The following is a 22,206-nucleotide window of genomic DNA, read 5'->3' on the forward strand; positions in this document are numbered from 1 at the left end:
ATACGCCGGCGAGTTTTATACTCTTTGCGACGCAGGGGCTGGATCATAGCACCGGCCCCGGCCCTTAACCACGCAACAACTGTGTGGGATAGAGGTTCCAGAGCATTGCAATCAATTCCAGGTTCACGCCGAGCGGATCAGCTGCAAGGCCACGCTGAACATCATGACCGCCACCATCAGATCCAGCAGTCGCCACGTCGTCGGGCGTGCCAGCCACGGCGCCAGCCACGCCGCGCCCAGCGCCAGAGTCGAAAACCACAACAGCGACGCGCTCGCAGCGCCCACCACATAGGCCTCGGGCACGGCTTGCTGGGCTCCGAGCGAACCGATCAACAGAACGGTGTCGAGGTAGACGTGCGGATTGAGCAGCGTTACCGCCAGTGCGGTCAGCAGAACGGCGCGACGCGAGCGCTGGCCATCGGCGTCGCCCTGCGCCAGGCTTTGTGGTGAAAGGGCGCGACGCAGCGCCTTCGCCCCGTACCACAGCAGGAACACCACGCCGCCCCAGCGCGCCACCGCTAACAACGCAGGATTGTGCGCGAGCACGTTGGCCAGCCCGAATACACCGGCGGCCACCAGAACCGCGTCGCACACGATACACAGCACCGCGACCGAGACGTGATGCTCGCGGCGCAGGCTTTGCGCGAGGACATAGGCGTTCTGTGTGCCGATGGCCATGATCAGACCGCCGGCCACCAGCAGCCCGTTGAGATAGCTTTGCCACATGGTAGTTGGCTCCAGAGTCGGATCAGTGGGCGTTCTTGGCCAGCTCACGCAGAACGGTCAGCGCTGTGTGCGCATCGTCCTTACCGACGAAAAGATGATCGTGATAGAACCCCGCGATGACGTTGCAACTGATCCCCGCATTGCCCAGCGCCGTGGCGAAGGCGGCGGTCAGTCCGACGGCTTCCAGTGACGAGTGCACAGTCAGGGTGATCCACGCCATCACATAATCCGAATCAAGCCCCAGCGCCCGGGCTTGCTGACGTTCAAGAATGACCGTCATGCCTTCGCGCTCGCGAAAGCTGCCCAGAGGCTGGGTTCCGTGCAGATGACTGACGTCGGGCACGCTGCAGAACACGTAATCGCCGTCGTTCAATTCAGGACTCATGCTGCGCAGCAGCACACCGAGGGAGGTTTCACCGGACATGACATATCTCGCTAAACAGAAGTGGCCATTGTCGGGTCCGACACGGTATAAGAAAAACCAATAATCATGATCGCTCATTAGGAAAACTGATGTTCGACTACAAGCTGTTGGCAGCGCTGGCCGCGGTGATAGAACAGGCGGGTTTCGAGCGTGCGGCGCAGGTCCTCGGACTCTCCCAGTCAGCGGTGTCTCAGCGCATCAAATTGCTGGAAGCACGGGTCGGCCAGCCGGTGCTGATACGCGCGACGCCGCCCAGTCCGACCGACATCGGTCGCAGGTTGCTGAACCATGTGCAGCAGGTTCGTCTGCTCGAACGGGATCTGCAAAGCGTCGTGCCGGCGCTGGACGAAGGCGGCACGCCCGAGCGACTGCGTATCGCTCTGAATGCCGACAGTCTGGCCACCTGGTGGGCGCAGGCAGTAGGCGATTTCTGCGCAGAACATCAATTGCTGACCGACCTAGTGGTCGAAGATCAGGACGTTGGCCTCAAGCGCATGCGCGCCGGAGAAGTGGCGGCGTGCCTGTGCGGCAGCGAACGGCCAGTGGCGGGCGCCCGCAGTCTTTTGCTTGGCGCGATGCGTTATCGTGCGTTGGCGAGTCCGGCATTCATTGCCCGGCACTTTCCCGAAGGGGTCACCGCCACGGCGCTTGCGCGCTCGCCGGCGCTGGTATTCGGCCCGGACGATTTTCTCCAGCATCGCTATCTGGCGTCGCTGGGTGTCGAGGGCGGGTTCGAACACCATTTGTGCCCTTCGTCCGAAGGCTTCATGCGCATGACCGAGGCCGGGATGGGCTGGGGACTGGTGCCCGAACTGCAGGTCGGCGAGCAACTGGCGAGCGGCCGTCTGGTGGAATTGGTGCCCGATCACTGCATCGATGTCCCACTGTACTGGCATCATTGGCGCAATGGCGGGCTGTTGCTGACGCAGCTGACCGCACATCTGGCGAAAAAAGCCGGTCGTTGGCTGGTGCCCCTTCAGACACACTAAGCGTCTCTGATTCCCGCGCCATCAGGCAGCGGCAGCGGTTCAGATTCGATGAGCGCGGGATGGCCCCGCATTCATGCATGAAAGACGGTAAGCAAACGGAGCGGTAAATGAAGATTCTGGTCACCGGCGCAAGCGGCTTCATCGGCGGGCGCTTCGCGCGTTTTGCCCTGGAGCAGGGGTTGAGCGTTCGGGTCAACGGCCGCCGCGCAGAAGGCGTCGAGCATCTGGTCCGGCGCGGAGCCGAATTCATTCAGGGCGATCTCAACGATCCCGACGTGGTTCACGCACTGTGCGACGACGTCGAAGCCGTGGTGCATTGCGCCGGGGCGGTCGGCACGTGGGGGCGTCGGCAGGACTTTCATCAGGGCAACGTTCAGGTCACCGAAAATGTCGTCGAGGCCTGCCTCAAACAGCGCGTGCGGCGGCTGGTGCATCTGTCCTCGCCGTCGATTTATTTCGATGGCCGTTCGCACCTGAATATCCGCGAGGAACAGGTGCCCAAGCGCTTCAGCAATCATTACGCCGCGACCAAGTATCTGGCTGAGCAGAAAGTGTTCGGCGCTGAAGAGTTCGGTCTTGAAGTCATTGCGCTGCGCCCGCGTTTCGTGACCGGCGCCGGGGACACGAGCATTTTTCCGCGTCTGATGCAGATGCAGCGCAAGAAACGCCTGTCGATCATTGGCAATGGTTTGAACAAGGTCGATTTCACCAGCATTCAGAATCTCAATGAAGCTTTGATCAGCAGCCTGCTCGCCAGCGGTTCGGCGCTGGGCAAGGCGTACAACATCAGCAACGGCGCGCCGGTGCCGATCTGGGATGTGGTCAATTACGTGATGCGCCAGATGCAATTGCCGCCGGTCACGCGTTATCGCTCTTATGGCCTGGCCTATGGCGTGGCGGCGCTGAACGAGGCGGCGTGCATGATGTGGCCGGGCCGACCTGAGCCGACGCTGTCCAGACTGGGGATGCAGGTGATGACGCGTGATTTCACGCTTGATATCAGCCGCGCCCAGTATTATCTGGACTACCAGCCCAACGTCAGCGTCTGGACCGCGCTCGATGAGTTCTGCGGCTGGTGGAAAGCGCAGCACGGCGGGGCGCTGTAAACGGCTGTCAGCATCCGTGGTTATACTGCCTGCCATTCAGATTCAGCGGTTTTTTCAAAGGGAAACGCATGCGCAAAGATCCGTATGACGACGTCGATGACGTCCCAAGCCTCAGTGCCAAAGATGATGACGATGATTTCCTTCCCGACGCCGGTGCCCGCGAGCGCACCACCGTGTATTCGCGCACCACGCCGGTCGTCAAAGTCAAAGCGCCCGGTACCGGCGCCTTGTGGGCCTTGATCGGGGCGCTGTTCATTGCGTTCTGCGGCCTGGGCTGGTGGAGTTTTCAACAGGTGACGTTGATGGAGCAGCAATTGGTCGCCACGCAGGAAAGCTTCGCGCGCATCAGTGAGGAAGCCGCTGGCAGGCTGCAGGATATTTCCGGAAAGGTGGTCGCGACCGAATCGGTTGCCAACAGCGGCGGCGAAGCGCTCAAGGCTCAGATCAAGCAGCTGCAGGATCAGTTGGCTGACCAGAGCAAGCAGCAACAGGGCGTGGCCGGTCTGCAGGGCGGGCTGGATAAACGGCTGGAGCAGATCAGCACGCAGAGTGCTCAGCAGCAAGCGGTCAATCAGCAGTTGCAGGATCAGCTCAAAGCCGTGACGACTGAACTGGCCGCCTTGAAAGCGGCTGTGGCAGACAGCAAATCGGCGCAGTCGGGTCAGGATCGACTGGACAACGAGGTCAAGAGCCTGAGCGCGGACGTGGCCACTCTCAAGAAGAGCAACAACAGCCAGGCGATCGAGCGTCTTGAGCAGGACATGATTGTGCTCAAGAGCGAGCAGGACAATCGTCCGGCGGCAGGTGCTTCCACGGGTGCGAGCACGGCGGAGTTCGATGCATTCCGCGGGCAGATGACGCGCAACCTGAATACTTTGCAGAGCCAGATCCAGACGTTGTCGCAGCAGATCAACGCCCGGCCGCAGTAGGTTCAATCGGGCTTTGGATTGCTGCATTGAAGCCCTTCGAGCCTGATCGCGAGCAGGCTCGCTCCCACATTTTTTGCAACGAACCCTATTCTGTTGAACCGAGTGGTCAGCCTCTAAAGCTACCCACTCGGTTCCTCAGACCATGGCACGTTTCAATCCCTGTGGGCGCGAGCGTGCTCGCGAGCGGCCCGAAGGGCATCAGAGTAACAACCTGAAACCTTGTTAGCCCTCAAGCCCTTTCACAACCTGGAGCCTTACAGCGTCGGGTAATCCAGATAGCCTTCGGCGCCCTTGGCGTAGAACGTTTCGGGATGCGGCTCATTCAGCGGCGCATCTTTGGCCAGACGCGCTGGCAGGTCAGGGTTGGCAATGAACGGCACGCCGAACGCCACAGCGTCTGCCTTGCCGCTGGCGAGCCACTCGTTGGCGGTTGCCTTGGTGAATTTTTCGTTGGCAATGAACGCGCCGCCGAAGGCCTGTTTCAGACGCGGTGCCAGGCTGTCATCGAGCTCACGCTCACGTGCGCAGATGAAGGCGATGCCGCGTTTGCCCAGCTCGCTCGCAACGTAGGTGAAGGTCTCGGCCAGGTTGTCGTCGCCCATGTCATGAGCGTCGGCGCGAGGGGCCAGATGCACGCCCACGCGCCCCGCGCCCCAGACTTCAACGACTGCATCGGTCACTTCCAGCAACAGACGCGCGCGGTTTTCCAGCGAGCCGCCGTAGGCATCGGTGCGCGTGTTGGTGCTGCTCTGCAGGAACTGGTCGAGCAGATAACCGTTGGCGCCGTGGATTTCAACGCCATCGAAGCCCGCTGCCTTGGCGTTCTCGGCACCGACGCGGTAGGCGTCGACGACGTCTTCGATTTCGGCCAGCTCCAGTGCACGTGGCGTCGGATAGTCAGCCAGCGGACGAACCAGGCTGACGTGGCCTTTGGCGGCGATGGCACTTGGCGCCACCGGAGCTTCGCCGTTCAGGTAGCTTGGGTGTGAAATCCGACCGACGTGCCACAGTTGCAGGACGATCTTGCCGCCAGCGGCGTGCACGGCTTTGGTGACATTGCCCCAGCCGCGCACCTGATCGTTGGACCAGATGCCCGGCGTATCCGGATAGCCCACGCCCATCGGCGTGACGGAGGTCGCTTCACTGATGATCAGGCCGGCCGATGCGCGCTGCACGTAGTACTCGGCCATCATCGCGTTGGGCACTCGGCCTTCATCGGCACGGCAGCGGGTCAACGGCGCCATGATGATGCGGTTGGCCAGTTCCAGGTCGCCCAGTTTGATCGGGTCAAAAATTGTTGCCATCGGGGAAATCCTCAAAGCAGTCAGTAGTGGATGGATCCGCAGTCGTTCGAATTCATGGGGTGACAGCAGCCAGTTCGGCGTCGCCGCGCTGACGGAAATTGATCAGGGTGACCAGCAGCGCCAGTACCGCCAGAGCTCCGGCAGCCAGCGGCACGCTGGTGAGGCCGAAGCCGTGGGCGATGACGCTGCCGCCGACCCATGCGCCAAGCGCGTTGCCGACGTTGAACGCGCCGATGTTCAGGGTCGACACCAGGTTGGGCGCTTCCTTGCCGAAGGTCACGACGTTGATCTGCAGGGCCGGCACCGCTGCAAAGCACGCCACCGCCCAAAGGAACAGCGTGACCTCGGCAGGGATCAGCGTGACGCTGGTCCAGCTCAGGAGGGTCGAGACCACCGCCATGGTGATGAACACGCCGATCAGCGTCGCAGCCAGACGGCGATCCGCCAGTTTACCGCCGATGATGTTGCCGACGGTCAGCCCCAGGCCAATCAGCATGAGGGTCCAGGTGACGCCACGTGGCGATACGCCGGTGACTTCGCCCAGCAGCGGCGCAACGTAGGTGAACAGTGCAAACACCGACGCGGCGAACAGTGCCGTCATGCTCAACGACAGCCAGATACCGGCGCCTTTGAGTGCGCCCAGCTCGGCGCGCATGTCGAGTTTCTCTTCATCGTGTCGCGTGGGCAGAAAACGGATGAGGCCGATGAAGGCGATCACACCGATCACCGTCACAGCAAAGAAGGTCGAGCGCCAGCCAGCTTGTTGGCCCAGCGCGGTGCCCAGCGGAACGCCCAGTACGTTGGCCAGGGTCAGACCGGTGAACATCAATGCCACGGCTGAGGCGCGACGATTGGCCGGGACCAGACCCGCCGCCACCACCGAGCCGATGCCGAAAAACGCGCCATGGCACAGCGCCGTGACCACGCGGGCGAACATCAGCACGTTGTAGTCCGACGCGATGGCGCAGAGCAGATTGCCGATGATGAAAATGCCCATCAGCGTGACCAGAGCGGCCTTGCGCGGCAGCCTGGAGGTGGCCATCGCCATGAACGGTGCGCCGATGGCCACGCCCAGCGCATAGCCGGTTACCAGCCAGCCGGCGCCCGGAATGCTGACGCCCAGGTCCGAGGCGACGTCGGGCAGCAGGCCCATGATGACGAACTCGGTCGTCCCGATGGCGAAGGCGCTCAGGGCCAGAATGAGTAGTGAAAGGGGCACGTGCGTCTCCTGAAGTCTGTGTTTGAGCTGGCCGCTCAGAGTTGCTCGGCCAGTTCCTGCAAAAACGCCTGAATGACGTCTTCGTTGCGTTTGAAAAAGTGCCACTGCCCGAACTTCTTGCTGGTGATCAGACCGGCACGCTGAAGCGTTGCCAGATGCGAGGAGACGGTCGACTGGGACAGGCCGGCGCGTTGATCGATCTGACCGGCGCACACGCCGTTTTCCAGCGAGTGATCCTGATCCGGAAAGCAGGCATATGGGTCTTTGAGCCAGACGAGGATCTGGCGGCGAACAGGGTGCGCCAGGGCTTTTATTATTTCGTCGAGGTCGATAGGCATGTCGTTCTCAAGTCGTGTAGCGATATATCGCGATGGAGCGAACTTTATATCTGTCTATCGCGATATACAAATATGAAGTGGTGCTAAGTGAAGGCTGAATCGCTATATCGGGTTATAACGATATAGGGCGGTGGCTCCTGCGCCATGTTCGACGAGTCAGGTCAGGAGCAACCGCCATTTGCCGCCAATGAGGAAGGCAGCCTGATCTGTGGAAAAGAAACGTCCTGCGCCAGGCGCATCAGTTTCAGTGCCTGTGTCATCGAGCTTGAAATGACCTGCGCGCTCGGAGTAGGGCTCAGGGTCGGGACGATCAGCTTGATGCTCCGGCAGCTGCAGCTGTCTTGGTCGGATCGGGGGGGCGACGTCGCTCGCAGCCTGGGCGCGCTGTTCTTGCATTTTGGCCTGCCTTTCCTCGATATAGGATTCAATTTCTTTGATGAGCATGCCGAGGAGTTCGTCCCTGATCGTACCCTCGGTCAGTAGCCACCTTGCGGCATGATTCACTGCTCGGTGGCTAGCAGCTCTGGCCTGTGCATAACTCTGCTGCCAGTTGACCTTAGGCAAGGGTTGTACGTGATAGATAGTCCCTCGCCGTAATATTTTGTTGGCGGCTCGTCCCGCCGAGCGGCTCAATCGGGTCGCCATTTTCACGACTTTGGCAGACGATGCTGCCCATTCGCCCAGGCCGGTGCCAAACGATATCCAGCCCAGGATGTCGGCGGTCTTGTCGTCCTTGCCCCATACTTCCATTGCGCTGGCCGCAGCCCCGGACGCAAGTGAAACAGCGCTTAAGGTTGCAGCACCAATGGCCACTACTTCACTGGCGGTGAGGGCGCCCCATCCATACGCTGCAAAGGTTGCGAAGGCCAGGCTGGCGGTGCCGAATGAGGCGACAGTCGCTGCGATGCCCGCTAAAGTCGTGATACCGATCAACGCCCAGGTCAGCCAGCCATGCCCATCAGGATCGATCCGGTTAACGGGATTACCCGCGCAGTAGGCATAGGGGTTCAACCCCCCGCGGCCGAACGGGCTCTCGCTGTCGGGGCTCAAAAAGCTCATCAACACCGGATCGTAAGGGCGATAGCCGCCTTGAATGTACCAACCGGTCAGGGCCTCCTTGCGCTCCCCCGCAAAACCGAAAGGCCCGGTCTCTTCACTGTCGGGATCGGCTCCGTGCGGGGTGTAGTGGCGGGTCCGTACGTCTGCGTCAGCTTCCAGACGCACGCTGCCCTGAGCGTCTGTACCGAGCAGAGTCGTGCCTTGGCGCACGCCCGCCGCCAGCCGAGTCTGCGCAAAGAAGGTCTGACCATCGCCCGCCAGGCGCAAGGTACCGGTATCGCTCCGTTCATGAGTGGGCTGGTTGTCGTTGAAGAAACTGCGGGTCAGGGCGCCATCGACAACCCGATCGGAAAGCTGACCCGGCGGGTCGTAGCGGTAATCGCACGTGCGATTACGGTAATCGACCTTTATCAGCCGGCCCTGGGCATCCCAACGCAACACCCGGCCCAGCGTGTCGCTGATCAACCGACCGCACTCGTCATGGGTCAGCTCGATGGATTGGGGCCAGGAAGCGTGGGTGTGCGTGATGTGACGCACCTGGGCAGGATCGTCAGTGGCATAGCTGAACGCCGCCTCGTCCCGCGTATCGTCGAGGAACAGGCTGGAAACCCGTTCATAGCCACTGAGCTTATTGAACGTGAAGGTCTGTTCGACGATGCGATTACCGAACGGATCGACAGGAGCCGCCTGGTCGTTGGCGGTGTAGTGCACCAGCCGGTCGCGATTGTCGTAGTCGAACGTCTCCTCGCCTCGTTGCTCTGCGTCCTGCCACTGACGCTGCACCAACTGATCGAGCGGCGACCAGACCAACGTTTGCGTCCACTCGCGCAGGGTGCCGTCGAGCGTCGTGCTGAACGTGCGGGTGCGTTCGCGCCCCATGCCGTCGTAAGTCAGGGCGCGTGTGAGGGTGCGGCCCGTCGCGGCATCGCGCGCCGTGTAGGTGTCGGGTCGGGACAGGCTGTCGTAGGTGACGTCCATGGTCACCTCACCGGCGACCACCTGGCGAACCCGACCGCAGGCATCGTAGAACCGACGATGCGTCGCGCCGTCCTCGTCGTCGAATTGCAGCAGCAACCCGTTAAGCGAGTGTTGCCAGCTGGCGACATGTTGCTGGCCATCGACGGTCCAGGTCTGAGAGCGCGGTTGGCCGGACGCCTTGTAAGCCAGCTCCTGCGTACCCAGCGCGCCGCTGGCAGAGGTCGGAAACCCCAGCGTCGGATCATAAGTGAAACGGCTGACAGTCTCCGCCGCGGGGGCAACGGACAGCTTGCGATTCTCCAGCTGCGGCTCGTAGGTATAAGCGATTTCGCTGCCGTCTGGCAGCCTGTGAGCGCAAGCGGGAAGCTGGTTCGGCACATAACGCAGCTGCGTCTCGCGGCCACCTGTTGCAATGGTCAACGGGCGACCCAGGCCGTCGAACGTCTGGCGGCCCAATACCCCGACCTCGTCCATTTCCAGACATTGCGGGTGGTTGCCGTCGCTGTGCAGGGCATAGGTCCACCGTACGCGGGTGTCGTCAGGGAAGGTCTTTTCAATGATCCGTGAATACGCGTCATACCGATACTGCGTGACGAACGGGGGCTGATCCGCCACGACGGTCGACTGTTCGATCATTCTGTCCAGACCGTCACGAATCAGCTGCGTGCAGCGTTGCAGCACTCCGCCGTCGTCGTGGACAAGCGTCTTCACTGCGCTGCCGGCGACATTCTTGATGGCAGTCTCTCTTTTGGAAGCCACGCCGGACGCGCTCTGCCGCCACGTTTGAACCTGCAGGCCGATCGGATCGTTCCACGTGTGCAGCGTCACGCCATCCGGCCCGGTGTCCGTGGCGGCATTGCCCCAGTCGTCATAGGTGAACGCATGAGTGAGCGTCAGGGGCGCAGATGAATCCGGAACATCCGGATTTGGGAGCCAGTCGGTGCTGGTATGTCGGGTGACCCTGCCCAACGGGTCATACCGCGTGCGGCTGATTTCGCGAAAGGTACCGGGGGCGTTGTCCTTGTCCTCATGTTCCACGCAAATCACTCTGCCCGCGCCGTCGAGCCAGGAGCGTCTGCGTGTGGTGGTGACGTCGGTTTCTTCCTTGAAGGCAATGCTGATGATGTCGGGCGGTCTTTGCGCCACGGCCTCATCGTTGATGTGATAACTGCACGTGCGCTCGGCTTCGAATGCCCCGTCGGCGGCGATGAGTGTCCGTGTGTTCCTGCCCAGGAGATCATATTCATACTGCGTGACCACACCGGCGGCGCTGGTCTGTTCCTTGATCAAACCGGTGGTCAACGAGCGGGCCTCGTGGGTCACGGAGCGCGAAGCCAGATTGAACGTGCTGTAGTCGTGGCCTTCGATGATGGTGGTCGTACGCAGCCAGCCCTCTTTGAGAATCGAGTAGGTGTACCGTGTGGTGGTCGCCAGTCCGTTGAGGGTGGTGATTGACGTGGCAATCTGACCATAGTGGGGGCTGGCTGCATCGGTGACGTACGTCTGTGCCGTGCTTTCGATGAGCTGATCAATAGATTCGTCCCTTAACTGTTCCTGCACGACCACTGAATGAGCAGGGTCGCCAGGGATCAGCGAGGGCAGATCCTCATAAACGTATGATGTCGACAGTGTGGGTGCTTCGACGTCAGCCATCGCCGGCGCAGGGAAGGTCGTTTTTTTCTTCAGAAAGCGCACTTGGCCCGATGCATCTCTTGGACAGCCCTGAGCGCTGCCGTCGGCCGGATAGTACTCCGAGCACTCTACAACGCCCGTTGGCAACTCGGTACGCAGGACATTGCCGTAATCGTCGTAGCTGTATTCGCTGCGCTCGCTGCGCCGCGCGGTGCCTTCTCCGGTCTCTGCCTCCTTTCCATGATCGATGTAGGTGACGGTGACAAGATGCGGCAACTGGCAGTACGCAGGCTGCATTTCCCATGTCGCATCCGGGATGACGCCGTACTCGGTGTCCGTGCGAATTTCGCACTGGCCGACGACGGTCTGCTCAAGGGTCTGCAAGTGAAAGCGGTTCCAGGTACGGGTGGTGACGGCCAGTACAGTGTCTTCGTGGTCTTTCAGGGTTTCCTCGACGCTGTACAGGTAGTCTTTATTGACCTGATAAAGGTTGTCGCGGCCGTGTTCCCAGGTATACCCGGCATCGGTGCCATAGCCGAGGAAATTGGCCGTACCCTTCCAGACGTACTCATGAATAATGCGAGTGTCATCGTCTCCAGGGGTCTGAGACCAAGTGGTGACACGCGGCAGCCAGCCAAAAGGCGCTCCCTCCGGTAGCTTGTGGCTGTTCTCGCGGGATGACCAAAAGACAGTGTCCCGCGCGCCCAGTGGCCCGTTCACTTCTTTAGGCAACAGCAGGGTTTGGCCAAGACCCACTGCAGTGGATTCATAGACAAAGCGGTGGCGCTCCGAGGTTTCCGGCAATTTGACGGACGCCAGCCTGTCGTTGGCCAAAGACAGTTCGAGGGCATAGGCATGTTCGGTCTGTGGATCGAACACGAATTTCACACCCGCCTGTCGCTCTACTTTCAGCAACATCCGGTTTTCGTCGGAAATGGAATCCAACCAACTGTCATCTGCGCCAGCTGGCGACCATTTCAAGAACAACCGTCGTCCCTCAGGCGAGCGTATTTCGCTCAACAGGTAGGAGCTCCGATTAGGAGGCTGCGTGAGGATCTGTATTTCGCCGGATTTGTCGGATATCTGGTAGCTGGTCGGGCTGATGCGCACAACCTCCATCGAGCGCAACTTGTTGTCGGAAAACACCAACTTGCTCTTGTCACCCGACGCCTCCCAATCCACTGCAAACCGCTCACCTGATGACAGCAGCAAGTAAGGGGCATCTGGCTCAAGCACGAGTTCTGACAACAGCAGGGACCAACCCAGGCCATATCCCTGATTCAGGGTCGACCCCATCATGTTGAAAGACAACGCCGTAGAGAGCACAGGCCCGGCCAGGTTATTGCCATGCAACGCGGGCAGTTTGATCGCCAGATTGAACTGTCCGGTGCGTGCATCGACCGCCGATTGAACCGCACCCAGGTAATTCATCGCCTGGGTGTGAATACCACCGGAAAGTTGTCGTGGACGTGAGCGCTCTGCTTCTTCCGGACGCATGATGAAAACTTCCCTGTCAGATTGGCAATGTCGATAGATAAAGTGGGCTGGCGCTCAACGAAATAATGTTGCTATCAGTTGATTGGTCAGGCCGGCGGCGCGCCGGCTGGTGTATTGATAGGTGTCTGAAGAATAGAAAATCTCGCGCCGAGTTCAAGGTGGTCATTAGCGCCCGGAAATTCACTCTTCAATTCTGAGTACTTGATATTCCTGGTGTGACTAACGGACGTGTTGCTTATTGATAAGGAAGGAAAGTTGCGTGAGTTAATTGCACATCTCATCGCGCGTTATAACCCGCCGCGATAAATTAATCCCCGCCGCGATAGCGCTTATCGCGAAATGATTGATCGCGTTGGCGCTCAAGCGACAGCATTTTTCCAAGGTCTGGCACACGTCGGCTTGTCATACACCACGGGCCGGGCTAGTTTCGCCACTGGATACCTTGAGCCGTTGAGCGGCAGACGAAGACTCCCATGAATTACCTCGCACATCTCCACCTGGGCGGCGACCGCCCTGCGCAGCTGTTGGGCAGTCTGTACGGCGACTTCGTGAAAGGGCTGTTGCCTGGGCGTTTCCCGGCCGAGATCGAAACGGCGATCCGCCTGCACCGCAGCATCGACGCATTCACCGATTCGCATCCGCTGATCAGACAGGCGATGGGGCGGTTCCCTGCCGAACGCAGGCGCTACGCCGGCATCGTGCTCGATGTGTTTTTCGATCACTGTCTGGCGCGGGACTGGCCTCAGTATTCGGATGTGCCGCTGGGTGCGTTCACCGACAAGGTCTACCGCGTGCTGGCGAACGAACCCGAGTTGCCTGAGCGTCTGGCGAGGATTGCACCGCGCATGGCCGCTCAGGACTGGTTGGGTTCGTACCAGGATTTTGAGGTGGTGGGCGATGCGCTCGCCGGGATTTCGCGCCGGTTATCGCGCCCTGAAGGACTGGCCGGCGCCATGCAGGAACTGCAGGCGCTTTATCGGCCATTAAGCGAAGATTTCACTGCGTTTTATCCACAGGTGCAACGCTTCGCTCAAGCGGCTCTCGCGGCCGGGCGAACGTCGGCTGGCTGATCCACTTCGCCGAACAGCGCGACCTGCACCGCCTGCTGCGCTTCGAACGCAAGCGCCGCGCGTTCCTTGCCTTGCGAGGCAATGGTCGGCAGCAACTGGATATGCACCTCACTCACCTCATTGGCGAACAGCCGACGCAGATGCGAGAGCAGGTCATCGTCGCCAATGAACGGCGCGATCGGGTCTGGCTTGCCGGCGCGCACGTACTTGATCGCCACCGGTTGCAACGGGACGCCTGTCTCGATGGCGCTGGACAGCAGGCGACCATGAAAGGTGCGCAGGCTGCGGCCATCGGTGGTGGTGCCCTCCGGGAAAATCACCAGCGAGTGATGGCCCAGAAGATGCTGCCCGATCTGCTTCTGGATCAGCTTGCTGTCGCCCGAACCCCGGCGGATGAACAATGTGCCAGCTTTGAGCGCCAGCCATCCCGCGACCGGCCAGGTGCGCACTTCGGCCTTGGACAAAAAGGACAGGGGCGCGAGCATGCCCAGCAGCGGGATGTCGGTCCACGACACGTGGTTGCTGACCCACAGCGTCGGCTGGCTCGGCAACTTGCCACTCACCGTCACGCGAAATGGCAACGCGGCGCTCAGACGCGCCATGAACCAACTCGTCCAGCGCTGGCGGCGGGCCATGGAGTTGCCGATGCGCAGGCGCTCCATCAGCGTGAACGCGCCGGCGATAGTCAGGCCCAGAGCGATGACCCACAGCACACGGATGACGCGCGCATGGCTGCGCAGGGTGCTCATCACACTGCAGCCTTGAAGTGGCGGGCGTAGCGCGGGCACAGCTCGTCACGCTTGAGCAGGATGAAGACGTCAGCGACCTGGAAGTCCTCGTCCCAGCAAGGCTCGCCGCAGATCTTGGCGCCCAGGCGCATGTAGGCTTTGAGCAACGGCGGCATTTCGCAGATCACGTTGCCTGGCAGGTCGAGGGTGGGCAGAGGCTTCTTGGGTTCGGCGCGCAGGTGCTCGGTGCTCAGATAGCGCTCGCGCAGGCGCTGCATGATCGCATGGGCCTGAATGCCGCCGTCCTGCATCGGAATGCTCGCGCAACCCATCAGGTAGCTGTAGCCGCCTTCGTTGAGGATTTCTGCCAGCTCACTCCACAGCACAGCGATGGTCCCGCCGTTGCGGTAGGCGGCGTCGACGCAGGTGCGGCCCAGTTCCAGAATCGGCCCCTGCAGATGACCGAGGCCATGCAGGCTGAATTCTTCTTCGCTGTAAAAGCGGCCCAGCGTGCTGGCAGCCTTGTGGTCCAGCAGTCGGGTCGTGGCCACCAGTTGACCGGTGCTCAGGTCGCGCACGCCGATGTGCATGCAGTGCACATCGTAATCATCGATGTCCAGGCCCAGCTCGGCGCCTTTTAGTCTGGCGTTGAATTCGCCGCTGAAAACGCTGAAGCGCAAGGCCTGTGCTTCCTGCAGGGCTTTGATGCCGACCAGGCGTTCAGCCTGCAGGCGGCGTTCGGAGCGGGTGTCTCGAATACTGGCGATCTGAGTCATGTGGCGTCTCCGTGGGCCAGCCCTGGTCCAGGCCGGTCGACTGATTATTCGAAAGCATTGCTGTACAAATGCAGGCTAGGGAGGGCCGATGTCATCACCGTTAAGCTTTGGTGATGGTTGCGTGACAGGGGAAACGCAGCGGATACGCGACTTGTCAGGGGGGGCACGCGCGGGCTCGTCCAGAGGCTGTCATGAATCGCTGCTAGGGTTGCCTGCAGCTTTCGTCCGAGGTCCTTTCATGAGCCGTGGCTTGTTTATCTGTTCTGCGCTGGTCGTGGTGCTGTCGTTGATCGACGCCCCGGCCCGCGCTGAAACCTGGCCCGATGCGCAATGGCAGGCGCGCCCCTTGCAGCCTTCGCCTGCGCTTAACGACCTTGAAACTTATGCCTTCCCGCCTCGCGACGAGGAAGAGCGCAAAGGTGTTCGCACCGATGCGCTGCTGATCATTCGCAACGGTGAAGTGGTCTACGAACGCTACGGCGGGGTCACTCGGGCGCAGACGCCGCATCTGATCTGGTCGATCAGCAAAAGCGTGCTGGCAACCGTATTGGGCGTGGCGTTCGGCGAAGGACGGTTCACGCTCAATGATCCGGTGATGCGCTTCTATGCGCCATTCAGCGCGCATCCTGGGGTCCGGATTCAAGACTTGCTGCACTGGGCCTCCGGCCTGGACTGGCAAGAAGATTACGAATACGCGCCGCTCAACTCCTCCGTGGTGGCGATGCTCTACACGCGGGGTCGCGACGACATGGCGCGTTTCACCGCCGGGCACAGAGTGGCCAGCGCGCCTGGCACCGCCTATCGCTATTCCAGTGGCGACAGCACGGTGCTCGCCGCCGCGCTCAGAGGCATGGTCGGCGAAACGCAATACGCCGGTTATCCGTGGACGGCGCTGTTCGATCCGCTGGGCATCACGAGCGCGACGTGGGAAACCGATGCCACGGGCACGTTCGTGGGTTCGTCTTATGCCTACATGACCGCTCGGGATCTGGCGCGGATCGGTTTGCTGATGCAACGCGGCGGACGCTGGCACGAGCGGCAGTTGCTGCCTGTGGCCTGGATTGATTTCAACCTCACCCCGTTCAAATCCGGGACGCCGGTGGATGAGGCGCCGGGTGGTCACTGGTGGCTGAACAAGACCGCCGACGGCAAGCCCGGACCCTGGCCGGACGCACCGACCGACACCTTTGCCGGACTCGGCCACTGGGGTCAGGCGCTGTATGTGATCCCGAGCGCAGGGCTGTTGATTGTGCGTTACGGCGATGATCGTGACGGGACTTATGCACACAATCAGCTGCTCAAACGGGCCTTGAAAGCAGTGGCCGAGGAGGGCACGCAATGAGTTCGCGCAGTTTTGTCCGGCGGCGTCCGTTCAGCACCGTCTGCATCCTGATCCTGCTGCTTCTGTGCGCGTTGATGTGGGTCTGGCGCGTTGAGCTACAAGCCTTTCCCGGCATCATCAGCGCCTACACTGCCAAGGAGTATTGCTCGTGCCGCTATGTCATGGACAACCCGGCTGAGTACTGTCAGCGCTACGTGAAGCAATGGCTGCCGAGTTCGTTGATCGAGGACGCCGCCCGCAAGCGCGTCATCGCCAACGGGATGGGGCGTGAGAGCCGCGCCCAGTGGCTCGGCGCACGAGAGGGCTGTCGACTGGAGCCTGCAACGCTGTAAGCGTTTTCCATATGTCTGACACCTGAGCTCTGCCAGTTCTGTAGTACTAGTCTGTTACCCGACGAACACGGGCAGCGCCTGCAAACGGCGCAATGACATTGGAGGATGGATGATGGCGGCGAAGAAAATTCTCATGCTGGTGGGCGATTACGTCGAGGACTACGAAGTGATGGTGCCGTTTCAGGCATTGCAAATGGTCGGTCACACGGTGCATGCAGTGTGCCCGGGCAAGAAGAAAGGCGACGTGATTCGCACGGCCATTCACGACTTCGAGGGCGATCAGACGTACAGCGAAAAACGCGGCCACAACTTTGGCCTCAACTTCGATTTCGACAGCGTGAAGTCGTCCGACTACGACGCGCTGTTGGTGCCGGGCGGACGTTCTCCGGAATACCTGCGCCTGAATCAACGGGTGCTGGAACTGGTGCGCGAATTCGGTCGTGATGACAAGCCGATTGCAGCGGTGTGTCATGGGCCGCAGTTACTGGCCGAGACCGGGCTGCTCAAAGGCAAGTCGTTGAGCGCGTATCCTGCGTGCGCGCCGGAAGTCCGGCTGGCCGGTGGCGAATATGTCGAGATCGCGATGGATGAGGCGCACACCGACGGCAATCTGGTGACCGGCCCGGCATGGCCTGCGCATCCTGCGTGGCTGGCGGCGTTTCTCAAGGTGCTCGGCACGCAGATCATTCTTTGAAGGCTGACGTCTGACCGATCAGCAGGGCGGTCGACAAGAGGATGCGGCAGGGCCGGTTGATTTCGGCCTCCGACGCGCCGCATCGCTCACAGAACGTTGCGGTTTGCCAGCGGTCAGACAGGCGGATAAGGTTGCCTCAATCGCCCGCCCGGAGTTTGCATGCTCACTCGCTGTCCTTCCTCGTTCGCCCTGTCGGCACGCTTTGCAGGTGGCGGTGCTTCGCCCATGAAGGCGCGTCGCGTATGAGGGGCGCTATCTTTCCGTGGCGCGATGACAACCAGTTCAAGCTGTTGATAGACGGGCCAGCGTTCTTCCCGCGCATGATCGCCGCTATTGATAACGCGCAGCAGCAGGTCGAACTGGAGCTGTATCTGGTGGAGGCGGGGACCTGCGCCGAGGCCGTGGTTCGGGCGTTGGTCGATGCGGCGAAGCGCGGCGTGATCGTGCGCTGCCTGTTCGATGATTTCGGCTCCCTCGCGTTCACACTCAGTCTGCGCAATCGCCTGACCGAAGCGGGGGTGATTCTGCGTTTCTATAACCGCGTGCATTGGCGTCGCGGCATCCGCAATTTCTACCGTGACCACCGCAAGCTGTTGCTGGTGGACAAAGAACTCGCAGTGGTCGGCGGGACAGGGGTCACGGACGAGTTCTGGCGGCCCGATCAGGACACCAGCGAATGGCATGAAGTCATGGTGGAGATCCGCGGGCCGCTGGTGATCGACTGGCAGGCGCTGTTCGACCGTCAGTTTCATGCCAACAATCGTCGCCGAGCGTGGCGCCCGGCAGAGAATTTCGGATTGCCCCGACTGCCAAAGGCCCCGATAGCGGGCGATGGTTTCGGGCGAGTCGCGTATGCCGACTCCCGTCAGCATCGCGACATTCTGCAATCCCTGGTTCGCGCGCTGAACACCGGCAGAAAACGCATCTGGCTGGCAACGCCGTACTTTCTACCGACCTGGAAGGTTCGACGTGCGTTGCGCCGTGCCGCTTCCCGCGGTGTTGATGTGCGACTGCTGTTGACCGGCCCGCGCACGGATCACCCGTCTGTACGTTACGCAGGCCATCGCTACTACCCGCGTCTGCTCAAGGCCGGCGTGAAGATTTTCGAGTACCAGCCGTGTTTCCTGCACCTGAAAATGGTGCTGGTGGACGAATGGGTCAGCATCGGCTCCTGCAACTTCGACCACTGGAATCTGCGCTTCAATCTGGAAGCGAATCTTGAGGCGCTCGACGCGCAACTGACGCAGGACGTGGTTGCCAGTTTCACCCGGGATTTCGCCGTCAGCAGCCAGATCAGCCTGGAAGACTGGCAATCCCGTCCGCTCTGGCGCCGCATCAAGCAGCGCGTGTGGGGATGGGTGGATCGGCTGGTGGTCAATGCGCTGGATCGGCGGGGCTGATTCGTGTGTGTCTAGAGCCCGTATGTGGCTTCACACGATGTTATTGGGTCGATACAGCCGCGCCGCTGCTAAATCGAACGCTGAACGCGGTCCGAACTTCCCGCTCGATCCTAGAAACCAGTCCAGCCACGAAACTTTAGACAAAGGCAAAGAGGTTGTTCCCGGTCCTACGTCTAGTGTATTTGCGAACTTGGGGTGACCGGTCCATATGATTTTATCGTACGCAGAAACGGTCCTGTTCAGACTGTTGGCAACGTCTTGAGCCGCGCCGGACTTTCCTGCACCGCAGGCTAACAAAATTATTCCTTTGTCGTCTGGATAGCCGACATTACGCAGCGCAGGCGCAATGTCCATCTGAGCAACTTCCGAGGCGGGACGCATTATTCCGTTACTGTTCATCAACTTACCCACTGCACTGCCATGAGTCTCGAAGGCTGCCACTCCAGAGCCCAACCAGTCTGCGTGAAATACGACATCATGGCTGCCCAGTTCAATCGCTCCATTTTTGTATGCCGTAGGGCGGGCTTCGTACAGGGTGGTTGAGCTGCCTGAGCTGCCTGAGCGGGTGGGTGCAGACAACCGGGCTGAGGAAGCTCCTCGTCCGGACTTGCTAGCGGCGCGTCCTGCTGAACGGCCCAGCTGGGCACTCAGCTTGGCCGCGGCCTTGGGCGCCATTTCCAGCCCTAACCCCACTAATCCGGTGCCCAAGGAAACCCATCCCAAGACACTGGCGGCCTTGCTGTCTTTGTCGGTGGCTTCCAGTACGGTTGAAGCGATCCCGGTACCGAGCGATACCGCGCTCATGGTGGCGGCGGTCATGGCCATGGCGCTACTGGCAGTCAGTGCTCCAACGCCGCCTGCTGCCAGTGCGGCAAACGCCGGAGCAGCGGCACCGAACGTGGCAATGGTGCCGATCACCCCCAATCCGATGCCGATGCCGGCCACCAGCCAGGTGACCCAGCCGTGACCACTGGGGTCGATGCGGTTGACCGGATCGCCTGCGCAGTACGCATAGGCGTTGAGGCCGCCCTGACCGAACGGGCTGTCGCTGTCGGGCGACAGAAAACCCATGATGACCGGGTCGTAAGGACGATAGCCTTCCGGCATGTACCAGCCAGTCAAGGTGTCGCGGCGTTCGCCGGCATAACCAAACGGGCTGTTGTCGTCATTGGCGGCTTCCGCGCCGTGGGCCGAATAGCGCCGGGTACGCACTGCGTTGTCTGCTTCCAGGCGCACGCTGCCCTGAGCATCGCAGCCCAGCAGGGTGGTCACCTGACGCACGCCAGCCGCCATCCTCGTTTGCGCGAACAGCGCGTTGCCGTCCCCGATCAGGCGCAGCGTCTGATCACCGGTTCGTTCATGGGTGAGCTGATCGCCGCTGAAGAAACTGCGGGTAAGCCTGCCATCGACCACCCGATCGGTGAGTTGACCGCTGGGGTTGTAGCGGTAGTTGCACGTCGTGGTCTGGTCGTCGACCTTGACCAACCGATCCTGTGCATCCCATGTCAGCGTCCGATCAAGGGCAGGGCGTGTGGCTGTGGCGGGGAAGCGGTAATTGATCGCTCTGCCACAGTCATCGTAGGCGATATCTATCTGGGTCGGCCATGAAGGGTGACTGTGGCTGATGCTCGACACTTGAGTGGGGTCGACAATCGAGGCGTACTCGAATGTCGCGACATCAACTTCGCCGCCGATGAAGGTGCTGCTGATCTCCACGTAGCCATCGACGGCATTGAGTTTGAAGACCTGATCGACGACCCGGTTGCCGAACGGGTCGGTCGGGGCGGCGGTTGCGTTGGCGGTGTAATGAATGAGACGGCCACGGCTGTCGTATGCAAATGTCTCCTCGCCGGTTTCGGTGCCGTCTCGCCATTGACGAAAGATGACTTGATCGAGCGCTGAGTAGACAAGGGTCTGAACGATGTTGCGAGTGCCGCAACCTTTCACGCTGATGTCGAAGGTGCGCGTGTGCTCGCGGCCCAAGGCATCGTAGGTCAGTGTCTGCACCAGACGATTGCCGGAAGTCGTGTCGACATCAGTGAATGAGCCGGGCCGGTCGAACTCGTCGTAGGTGATGTCGCGCGTGATGCCGTCGGTGGTCAATTTCGATAAGCGACCGCAACTGTCGTAGTCTCGCTCATGTTGCACTTCGTCAGCATCGGCGAATCCCTTCAACAGACCGCTCAGCGTGTGATGCCACGTGGTGACGTGTTCATTGCCGTCGACCGTCCAGGTGCCGGTTCTGGGCAGCCCTGAGAGGGTATACGTCAAGACTTGGGTGCCTGAAGGGCCAGTCAGGGAAATGGGCAGACCCAGTCGCCGATCGTAGGCAATGCTGTTGGCGGCTTCGTTGGCTGGCTGAATCGAGCGAAGCTGGTTTTCCAACTTCGGCTCATAGGTAAACTCCACCCGCTTGCCGTCAGGCAGCACATTGGCGCTGGGTGGAAGTTGTTCAGCCACATATTCGTAATGAGTGGTGCGGCCGCCGACAACTACAGTCAGTTGTCGGCCCAGACCGTCGAAGGTTTGCTGGCCCAGCGTCAACATACAATCCTCCTAGCCGCTCGTTTCTGACCGCAACTTATCCAGATGAACAGCGGTCAGCACTTCCACTTGTAAAATGATGTCAGGCGAGGTGATGGTGACGATGATGGGCTACATGGATGCACCACTATCGACTAATACGCCAGTGGCAGTGTCGGACAATTGGAAAGTGGTGCCATTGTTGTTGGGAAGCAGGTAGACGTAATGCCCACAACCGTTTTGGTCGATATACATGATTTTTTTAGAGGTGTAGCGTTGGTCCGCCAGCCACGACGCCTCTTCATGGATCGCGTAAGCTGCGCCATGCCTGTCGTACGGCAACACGAAAACATCGTGAATGTTGGTTCCCTCGAATGCGGCACCTAAATCCGCCTGCTGACCCACTCCGCGAACAGGCAATGCCCAATGTCTCGTGTCCTTGTTACCACCAGCTCGAACGAATTGGGAAAAACAGTTAGTAGGATAGGCAGTATCAGATATGTCAGAGCCCAGTATGCGAAAGTTCGCGTTTCTGAACATTATTTCCCAGCGAAAAAAGTATCTGTTGTCGCCGCTGCCCCCAGCGGGGTAGCCATAACCAATGTGTCCGAGATATGCGATCCAGAAGTCTCGAGCCGAAAGTAAATAAGCAGCCAGCGGAGCGACAAGAATGGAGCTGTTGAATTTCCCTTTGTCGACGTGGCCCCCAGGTGCAGAGTCGCGCGCATTGGTTCGGTACGTTGCGCCATCCAGAGTGATCTCTGCTGCAATCTGCATTTGAGCAAAGTTTGCTGAGGCGGGCACCGACATAAAAAATGTAATGGCACTCATGTTCTGCTTGACCGAGCCAGTGCGAGACGGAGGGGGAGCGCCATAAAATTCGTACACATTTTTTGTTGCGCTTCGGGAAAACTGACTATCCACGACAGCACCGCTGTCATAGTTGATAAGCCTTACGCTTTCTAACTGATCCTTGGACAGCGGAACAATAACTCCACCTTCTGCGTAAGCCTCGATAACGATATCAACTTGAAACTGCTGCCGGCCATTTTTGTACACCTTACATTCATGCTGATCCGCCGGTGATCCATTGCCTTTAATCTGAAAATGATTCAAACCTATAATCCTGGCCATGATGAC

The 22,206-nt window shown here is 60.4% G+C and carries 18 protein-coding genes; 8 read left to right on the forward strand and 10 right to left on the reverse strand.

The genetic code is table 11. The features are described 5' to 3' along the window. Nucleotides 1-123: 123 nt before the first annotated feature. Together QRN36_RS05520 and QRN36_RS05525 are read right to left on the reverse strand one after the other, a co-directional pair. Nucleotides 124-726, reverse strand: coding sequence for a LysE/ArgO family amino acid transporter (locus QRN36_RS05520; RefSeq protein ID WP_285423127.1), 603 nt, complete (start codon nt 724-726; stop codon nt 124-126). Nucleotides 727-748: 22 nt separating this feature from the next. Beyond that, nucleotides 749-1,150: an ACT domain-containing protein gene (locus QRN36_RS05525; protein WP_285423128.1), complete on the reverse strand. Its 402-nt coding sequence runs from the start codon at nt 1,148-1,150 to the stop codon at nt 749-751. An 89-nt stretch (nt 1,151-1,239) separates the two neighbouring features. Here QRN36_RS05525 and QRN36_RS05530 point away from each other — a divergent pair, with 89 nt between their 5' ends. The 3 genes from QRN36_RS05530 to QRN36_RS05540 all read left to right on the forward strand — a co-directional run bounded on the left by QRN36_RS05530 (nt 1,240) and on the right by QRN36_RS05540 (nt 4,174). After that, nucleotides 1,240-2,139 carry a LysR family transcriptional regulator ArgP gene (locus tag QRN36_RS05530; RefSeq protein WP_285423129.1) on the forward strand — a complete coding sequence of 300 codons (900 nt, stop codon included), beginning with the start codon at nt 1,240-1,242 and terminating at the stop codon, nt 2,137-2,139. A 107-nt stretch (nt 2,140-2,246) separates the two neighbouring features. Continuing rightward, nucleotides 2,247-3,245, forward strand: a complete 999-nt coding sequence (locus QRN36_RS05535; protein ID WP_285423130.1) for an NAD(P)-dependent oxidoreductase — start codon at nt 2,247-2,249, stop codon at nt 3,243-3,245. Between the two features lie 68 nt (nt 3,246-3,313). After that, nucleotides 3,314-4,174 carry an ATPase gene (locus QRN36_RS05540; protein ID WP_285423131.1) on the forward strand — a complete coding sequence of 287 codons (861 nt, stop codon included), beginning with the start codon at nt 3,314-3,316 and terminating at the stop codon, nt 4,172-4,174. A 254-nt stretch (nt 4,175-4,428) separates the two neighbouring features. Here QRN36_RS05540 and QRN36_RS05545 read toward each other — a convergent pair whose 3' ends face one another. From QRN36_RS05545 to QRN36_RS05560, 4 genes are all read right to left on the reverse strand, one after another. Further along, nucleotides 4,429-5,478: an alkene reductase gene (locus QRN36_RS05545; RefSeq protein ID WP_285423132.1), complete on the reverse strand. Its 1,050-nt coding sequence runs from the start codon at nt 5,476-5,478 to the stop codon at nt 4,429-4,431. 52 nt (nt 5,479-5,530) lie between these two features. After that, a complete protein-coding gene (locus QRN36_RS05550) occupies nt 5,531-6,697 on the reverse strand; it encodes an MFS transporter (protein WP_285423133.1) in 1,167 nt (388 codons plus the stop codon). 35 nt (nt 6,698-6,732) lie between these two features. Beyond that, nucleotides 6,733-7,035 carry a helix-turn-helix transcriptional regulator gene (locus QRN36_RS05555; RefSeq protein WP_285423134.1) on the reverse strand — a complete coding sequence of 101 codons (303 nt, stop codon included), beginning with the start codon at nt 7,033-7,035 and terminating at the stop codon, nt 6,733-6,735. 156 nt (nt 7,036-7,191) lie between these two features. Further along, nucleotides 7,192-12,201: an RHS repeat domain-containing protein gene (locus QRN36_RS05560; protein WP_285423135.1), complete on the reverse strand. Its 5,010-nt coding sequence runs from the start codon at nt 12,199-12,201 to the stop codon at nt 7,192-7,194. Nucleotides 12,202-12,674: 473 nt separating this feature from the next. Between QRN36_RS05560 and QRN36_RS05565 the strand changes: the two genes are divergently transcribed. Further along, nucleotides 12,675-13,271, forward strand: a complete 597-nt coding sequence (locus QRN36_RS05565; RefSeq protein ID WP_285423136.1) for an ACP phosphodiesterase — start codon at nt 12,675-12,677, stop codon at nt 13,269-13,271. On the opposite strand, the gene QRN36_RS05570 is transcribed toward QRN36_RS05565, so the two are convergent. Both QRN36_RS05570 and olsB read right to left on the reverse strand, forming a co-directional pair. After that, nucleotides 13,232-14,020: a lysophospholipid acyltransferase family protein gene (locus QRN36_RS05570; RefSeq protein WP_285423137.1), complete on the reverse strand. Its 789-nt coding sequence runs from the start codon at nt 14,018-14,020 to the stop codon at nt 13,232-13,234. The genes QRN36_RS05565 and QRN36_RS05570 overlap by 40 nt on opposite strands. After that, nucleotides 14,020-14,775 carry an L-ornithine N(alpha)-acyltransferase gene (gene olsB, locus QRN36_RS05575; RefSeq protein WP_093461677.1) on the reverse strand — a complete coding sequence of 252 codons (756 nt, stop codon included), beginning with the start codon at nt 14,773-14,775 and terminating at the stop codon, nt 14,020-14,022. Before olsB ends, QRN36_RS05570 begins: the two co-directional genes overlap by 1 nt. A 238-nt stretch (nt 14,776-15,013) precedes the next feature. Here olsB and QRN36_RS05580 point away from each other — a divergent pair, with 238 nt between their 5' ends. The 4 genes from QRN36_RS05580 (at nt 15,014) to QRN36_RS05595 (ending at nt 18,543) form a co-directional block, all read left to right on the forward strand. Beyond that, on the forward strand, nt 15,014-16,117 hold the full coding sequence (locus QRN36_RS05580; RefSeq protein WP_285423138.1) for a serine hydrolase: 1,104 nt from the start codon (nt 15,014-15,016) through the stop codon (nt 16,115-16,117). After that, the gene (locus tag QRN36_RS05585) at nt 16,114-16,449 is read left to right on the forward strand and encodes an amidase (RefSeq protein ID WP_285423139.1); all 336 of its coding nucleotides are present in this window, start codon (nt 16,114-16,116) and stop codon (nt 16,447-16,449) included. The genes QRN36_RS05580 and QRN36_RS05585 overlap by 4 nt, the downstream gene beginning before the upstream one ends. Nucleotides 16,450-16,558: 109 nt before the next feature. Next, nucleotides 16,559-17,143: a DJ-1/PfpI family protein gene (locus QRN36_RS05590; RefSeq protein WP_285423140.1), complete on the forward strand. Its 585-nt coding sequence runs from the start codon at nt 16,559-16,561 to the stop codon at nt 17,141-17,143. Between the two features lie 242 nt (nt 17,144-17,385). Next, nucleotides 17,386-18,543, forward strand: a complete 1,158-nt coding sequence (locus QRN36_RS05595; RefSeq protein ID WP_285423141.1) for a phosphatidylserine/phosphatidylglycerophosphate/cardiolipin synthase family protein — start codon at nt 17,386-17,388, stop codon at nt 18,541-18,543. A gap of 30 nt (nt 18,544-18,573) precedes the next feature. On the opposite strand, the gene QRN36_RS05600 is transcribed toward QRN36_RS05595, so the two are convergent. Then, on the reverse strand, nt 18,574-21,090 hold the full coding sequence (locus QRN36_RS05600) for an RHS repeat-associated core domain-containing protein (protein ID WP_285423142.1): 2,517 nt from the start codon (nt 21,088-21,090) through the stop codon (nt 18,574-18,576). A gap of 108 nt (nt 21,091-21,198) precedes the next feature. Next, a complete protein-coding gene (locus QRN36_RS05605; RefSeq protein WP_285423143.1) occupies nt 21,199-22,200 on the reverse strand; it encodes a hypothetical protein in 1,002 nt (333 codons plus the stop codon). Between the last annotated feature and the right edge of the window lie 6 nt (nt 22,201-22,206).

It is taken from the genome of Pseudomonas sp. efr-133-TYG-103a (genome assembly GCF_030209235.1).
Classification (GTDB): domain Bacteria; phylum Pseudomonadota; class Gammaproteobacteria; order Pseudomonadales; family Pseudomonadaceae; genus Aquipseudomonas.

What these genes read in the sequence shown, in the direction of transcription:
- QRN36_RS05520 (WP_285423127.1), bottom strand. Translation starts at nt 726, where the DNA reads ATGTGGCAAAGCTATCTCAACGGGCTGCTGGTGGCCGGCGGTCTGATC.
- QRN36_RS05525 (WP_285423128.1), bottom strand. Translation starts at nt 1,150, where the DNA reads ATGTCCGGTGAAACCTCCCTCGGTGTGCTGCTGCGCAGCATGAGTCCT.
- QRN36_RS05530 (WP_285423129.1), top strand. Translation starts at nt 1,240, where the DNA reads ATGTTCGACTACAAGCTGTTGGCAGCGCTGGCCGCGGTGATAGAACAG.
- QRN36_RS05535 (WP_285423130.1), top strand. Translation starts at nt 2,247, where the DNA reads ATGAAGATTCTGGTCACCGGCGCAAGCGGCTTCATCGGCGGGCGCTTC.
- QRN36_RS05540 (WP_285423131.1), top strand. Translation starts at nt 3,314, where the DNA reads ATGCGCAAAGATCCGTATGACGACGTCGATGACGTCCCAAGCCTCAGT.
- QRN36_RS05545 (WP_285423132.1), bottom strand. Translation starts at nt 5,478, where the DNA reads ATGGCAACAATTTTTGACCCGATCAAACTGGGCGACCTGGAACTGGCC.
- QRN36_RS05555 (WP_285423134.1), bottom strand. Translation starts at nt 7,035, where the DNA reads ATGCCTATCGACCTCGACGAAATAATAAAAGCCCTGGCGCACCCTGTT.
- QRN36_RS05560 (WP_285423135.1), bottom strand. Translation starts at nt 12,201, where the DNA reads ATGCGTCCGGAAGAAGCAGAGCGCTCACGTCCACGACAACTTTCCGGT.
- QRN36_RS05565 (WP_285423136.1), top strand. Translation starts at nt 12,675, where the DNA reads ATGAATTACCTCGCACATCTCCACCTGGGCGGCGACCGCCCTGCGCAG.
- QRN36_RS05570 (WP_285423137.1), bottom strand. Translation starts at nt 14,020, where the DNA reads ATGAGCACCCTGCGCAGCCATGCGCGCGTCATCCGTGTGCTGTGGGTC.
- olsB (WP_093461677.1), bottom strand. Translation starts at nt 14,775, where the DNA reads ATGACTCAGATCGCCAGTATTCGAGACACCCGCTCCGAACGCCGCCTG.
- QRN36_RS05580 (WP_285423138.1), top strand. Translation starts at nt 15,014, where the DNA reads ATGAGCCGTGGCTTGTTTATCTGTTCTGCGCTGGTCGTGGTGCTGTCG.
- QRN36_RS05585 (WP_285423139.1), top strand. Translation starts at nt 16,114, where the DNA reads ATGAGTTCGCGCAGTTTTGTCCGGCGGCGTCCGTTCAGCACCGTCTGC.
- QRN36_RS05590 (WP_285423140.1), top strand. Translation starts at nt 16,559, where the DNA reads ATGATGGCGGCGAAGAAAATTCTCATGCTGGTGGGCGATTACGTCGAG.
- QRN36_RS05595 (WP_285423141.1), top strand. Translation starts at nt 17,386, where the DNA reads ATGAGGGGCGCTATCTTTCCGTGGCGCGATGACAACCAGTTCAAGCTG.
- QRN36_RS05600 (WP_285423142.1), bottom strand. Translation starts at nt 21,090, where the DNA reads ATGTTGACGCTGGGCCAGCAAACCTTCGACGGTCTGGGCCGACAACTG.
- QRN36_RS05605 (WP_285423143.1), bottom strand. Translation starts at nt 22,200, where the DNA reads ATGGCCAGGATTATAGGTTTGAATCATTTTCAGATTAAAGGCAATGGA.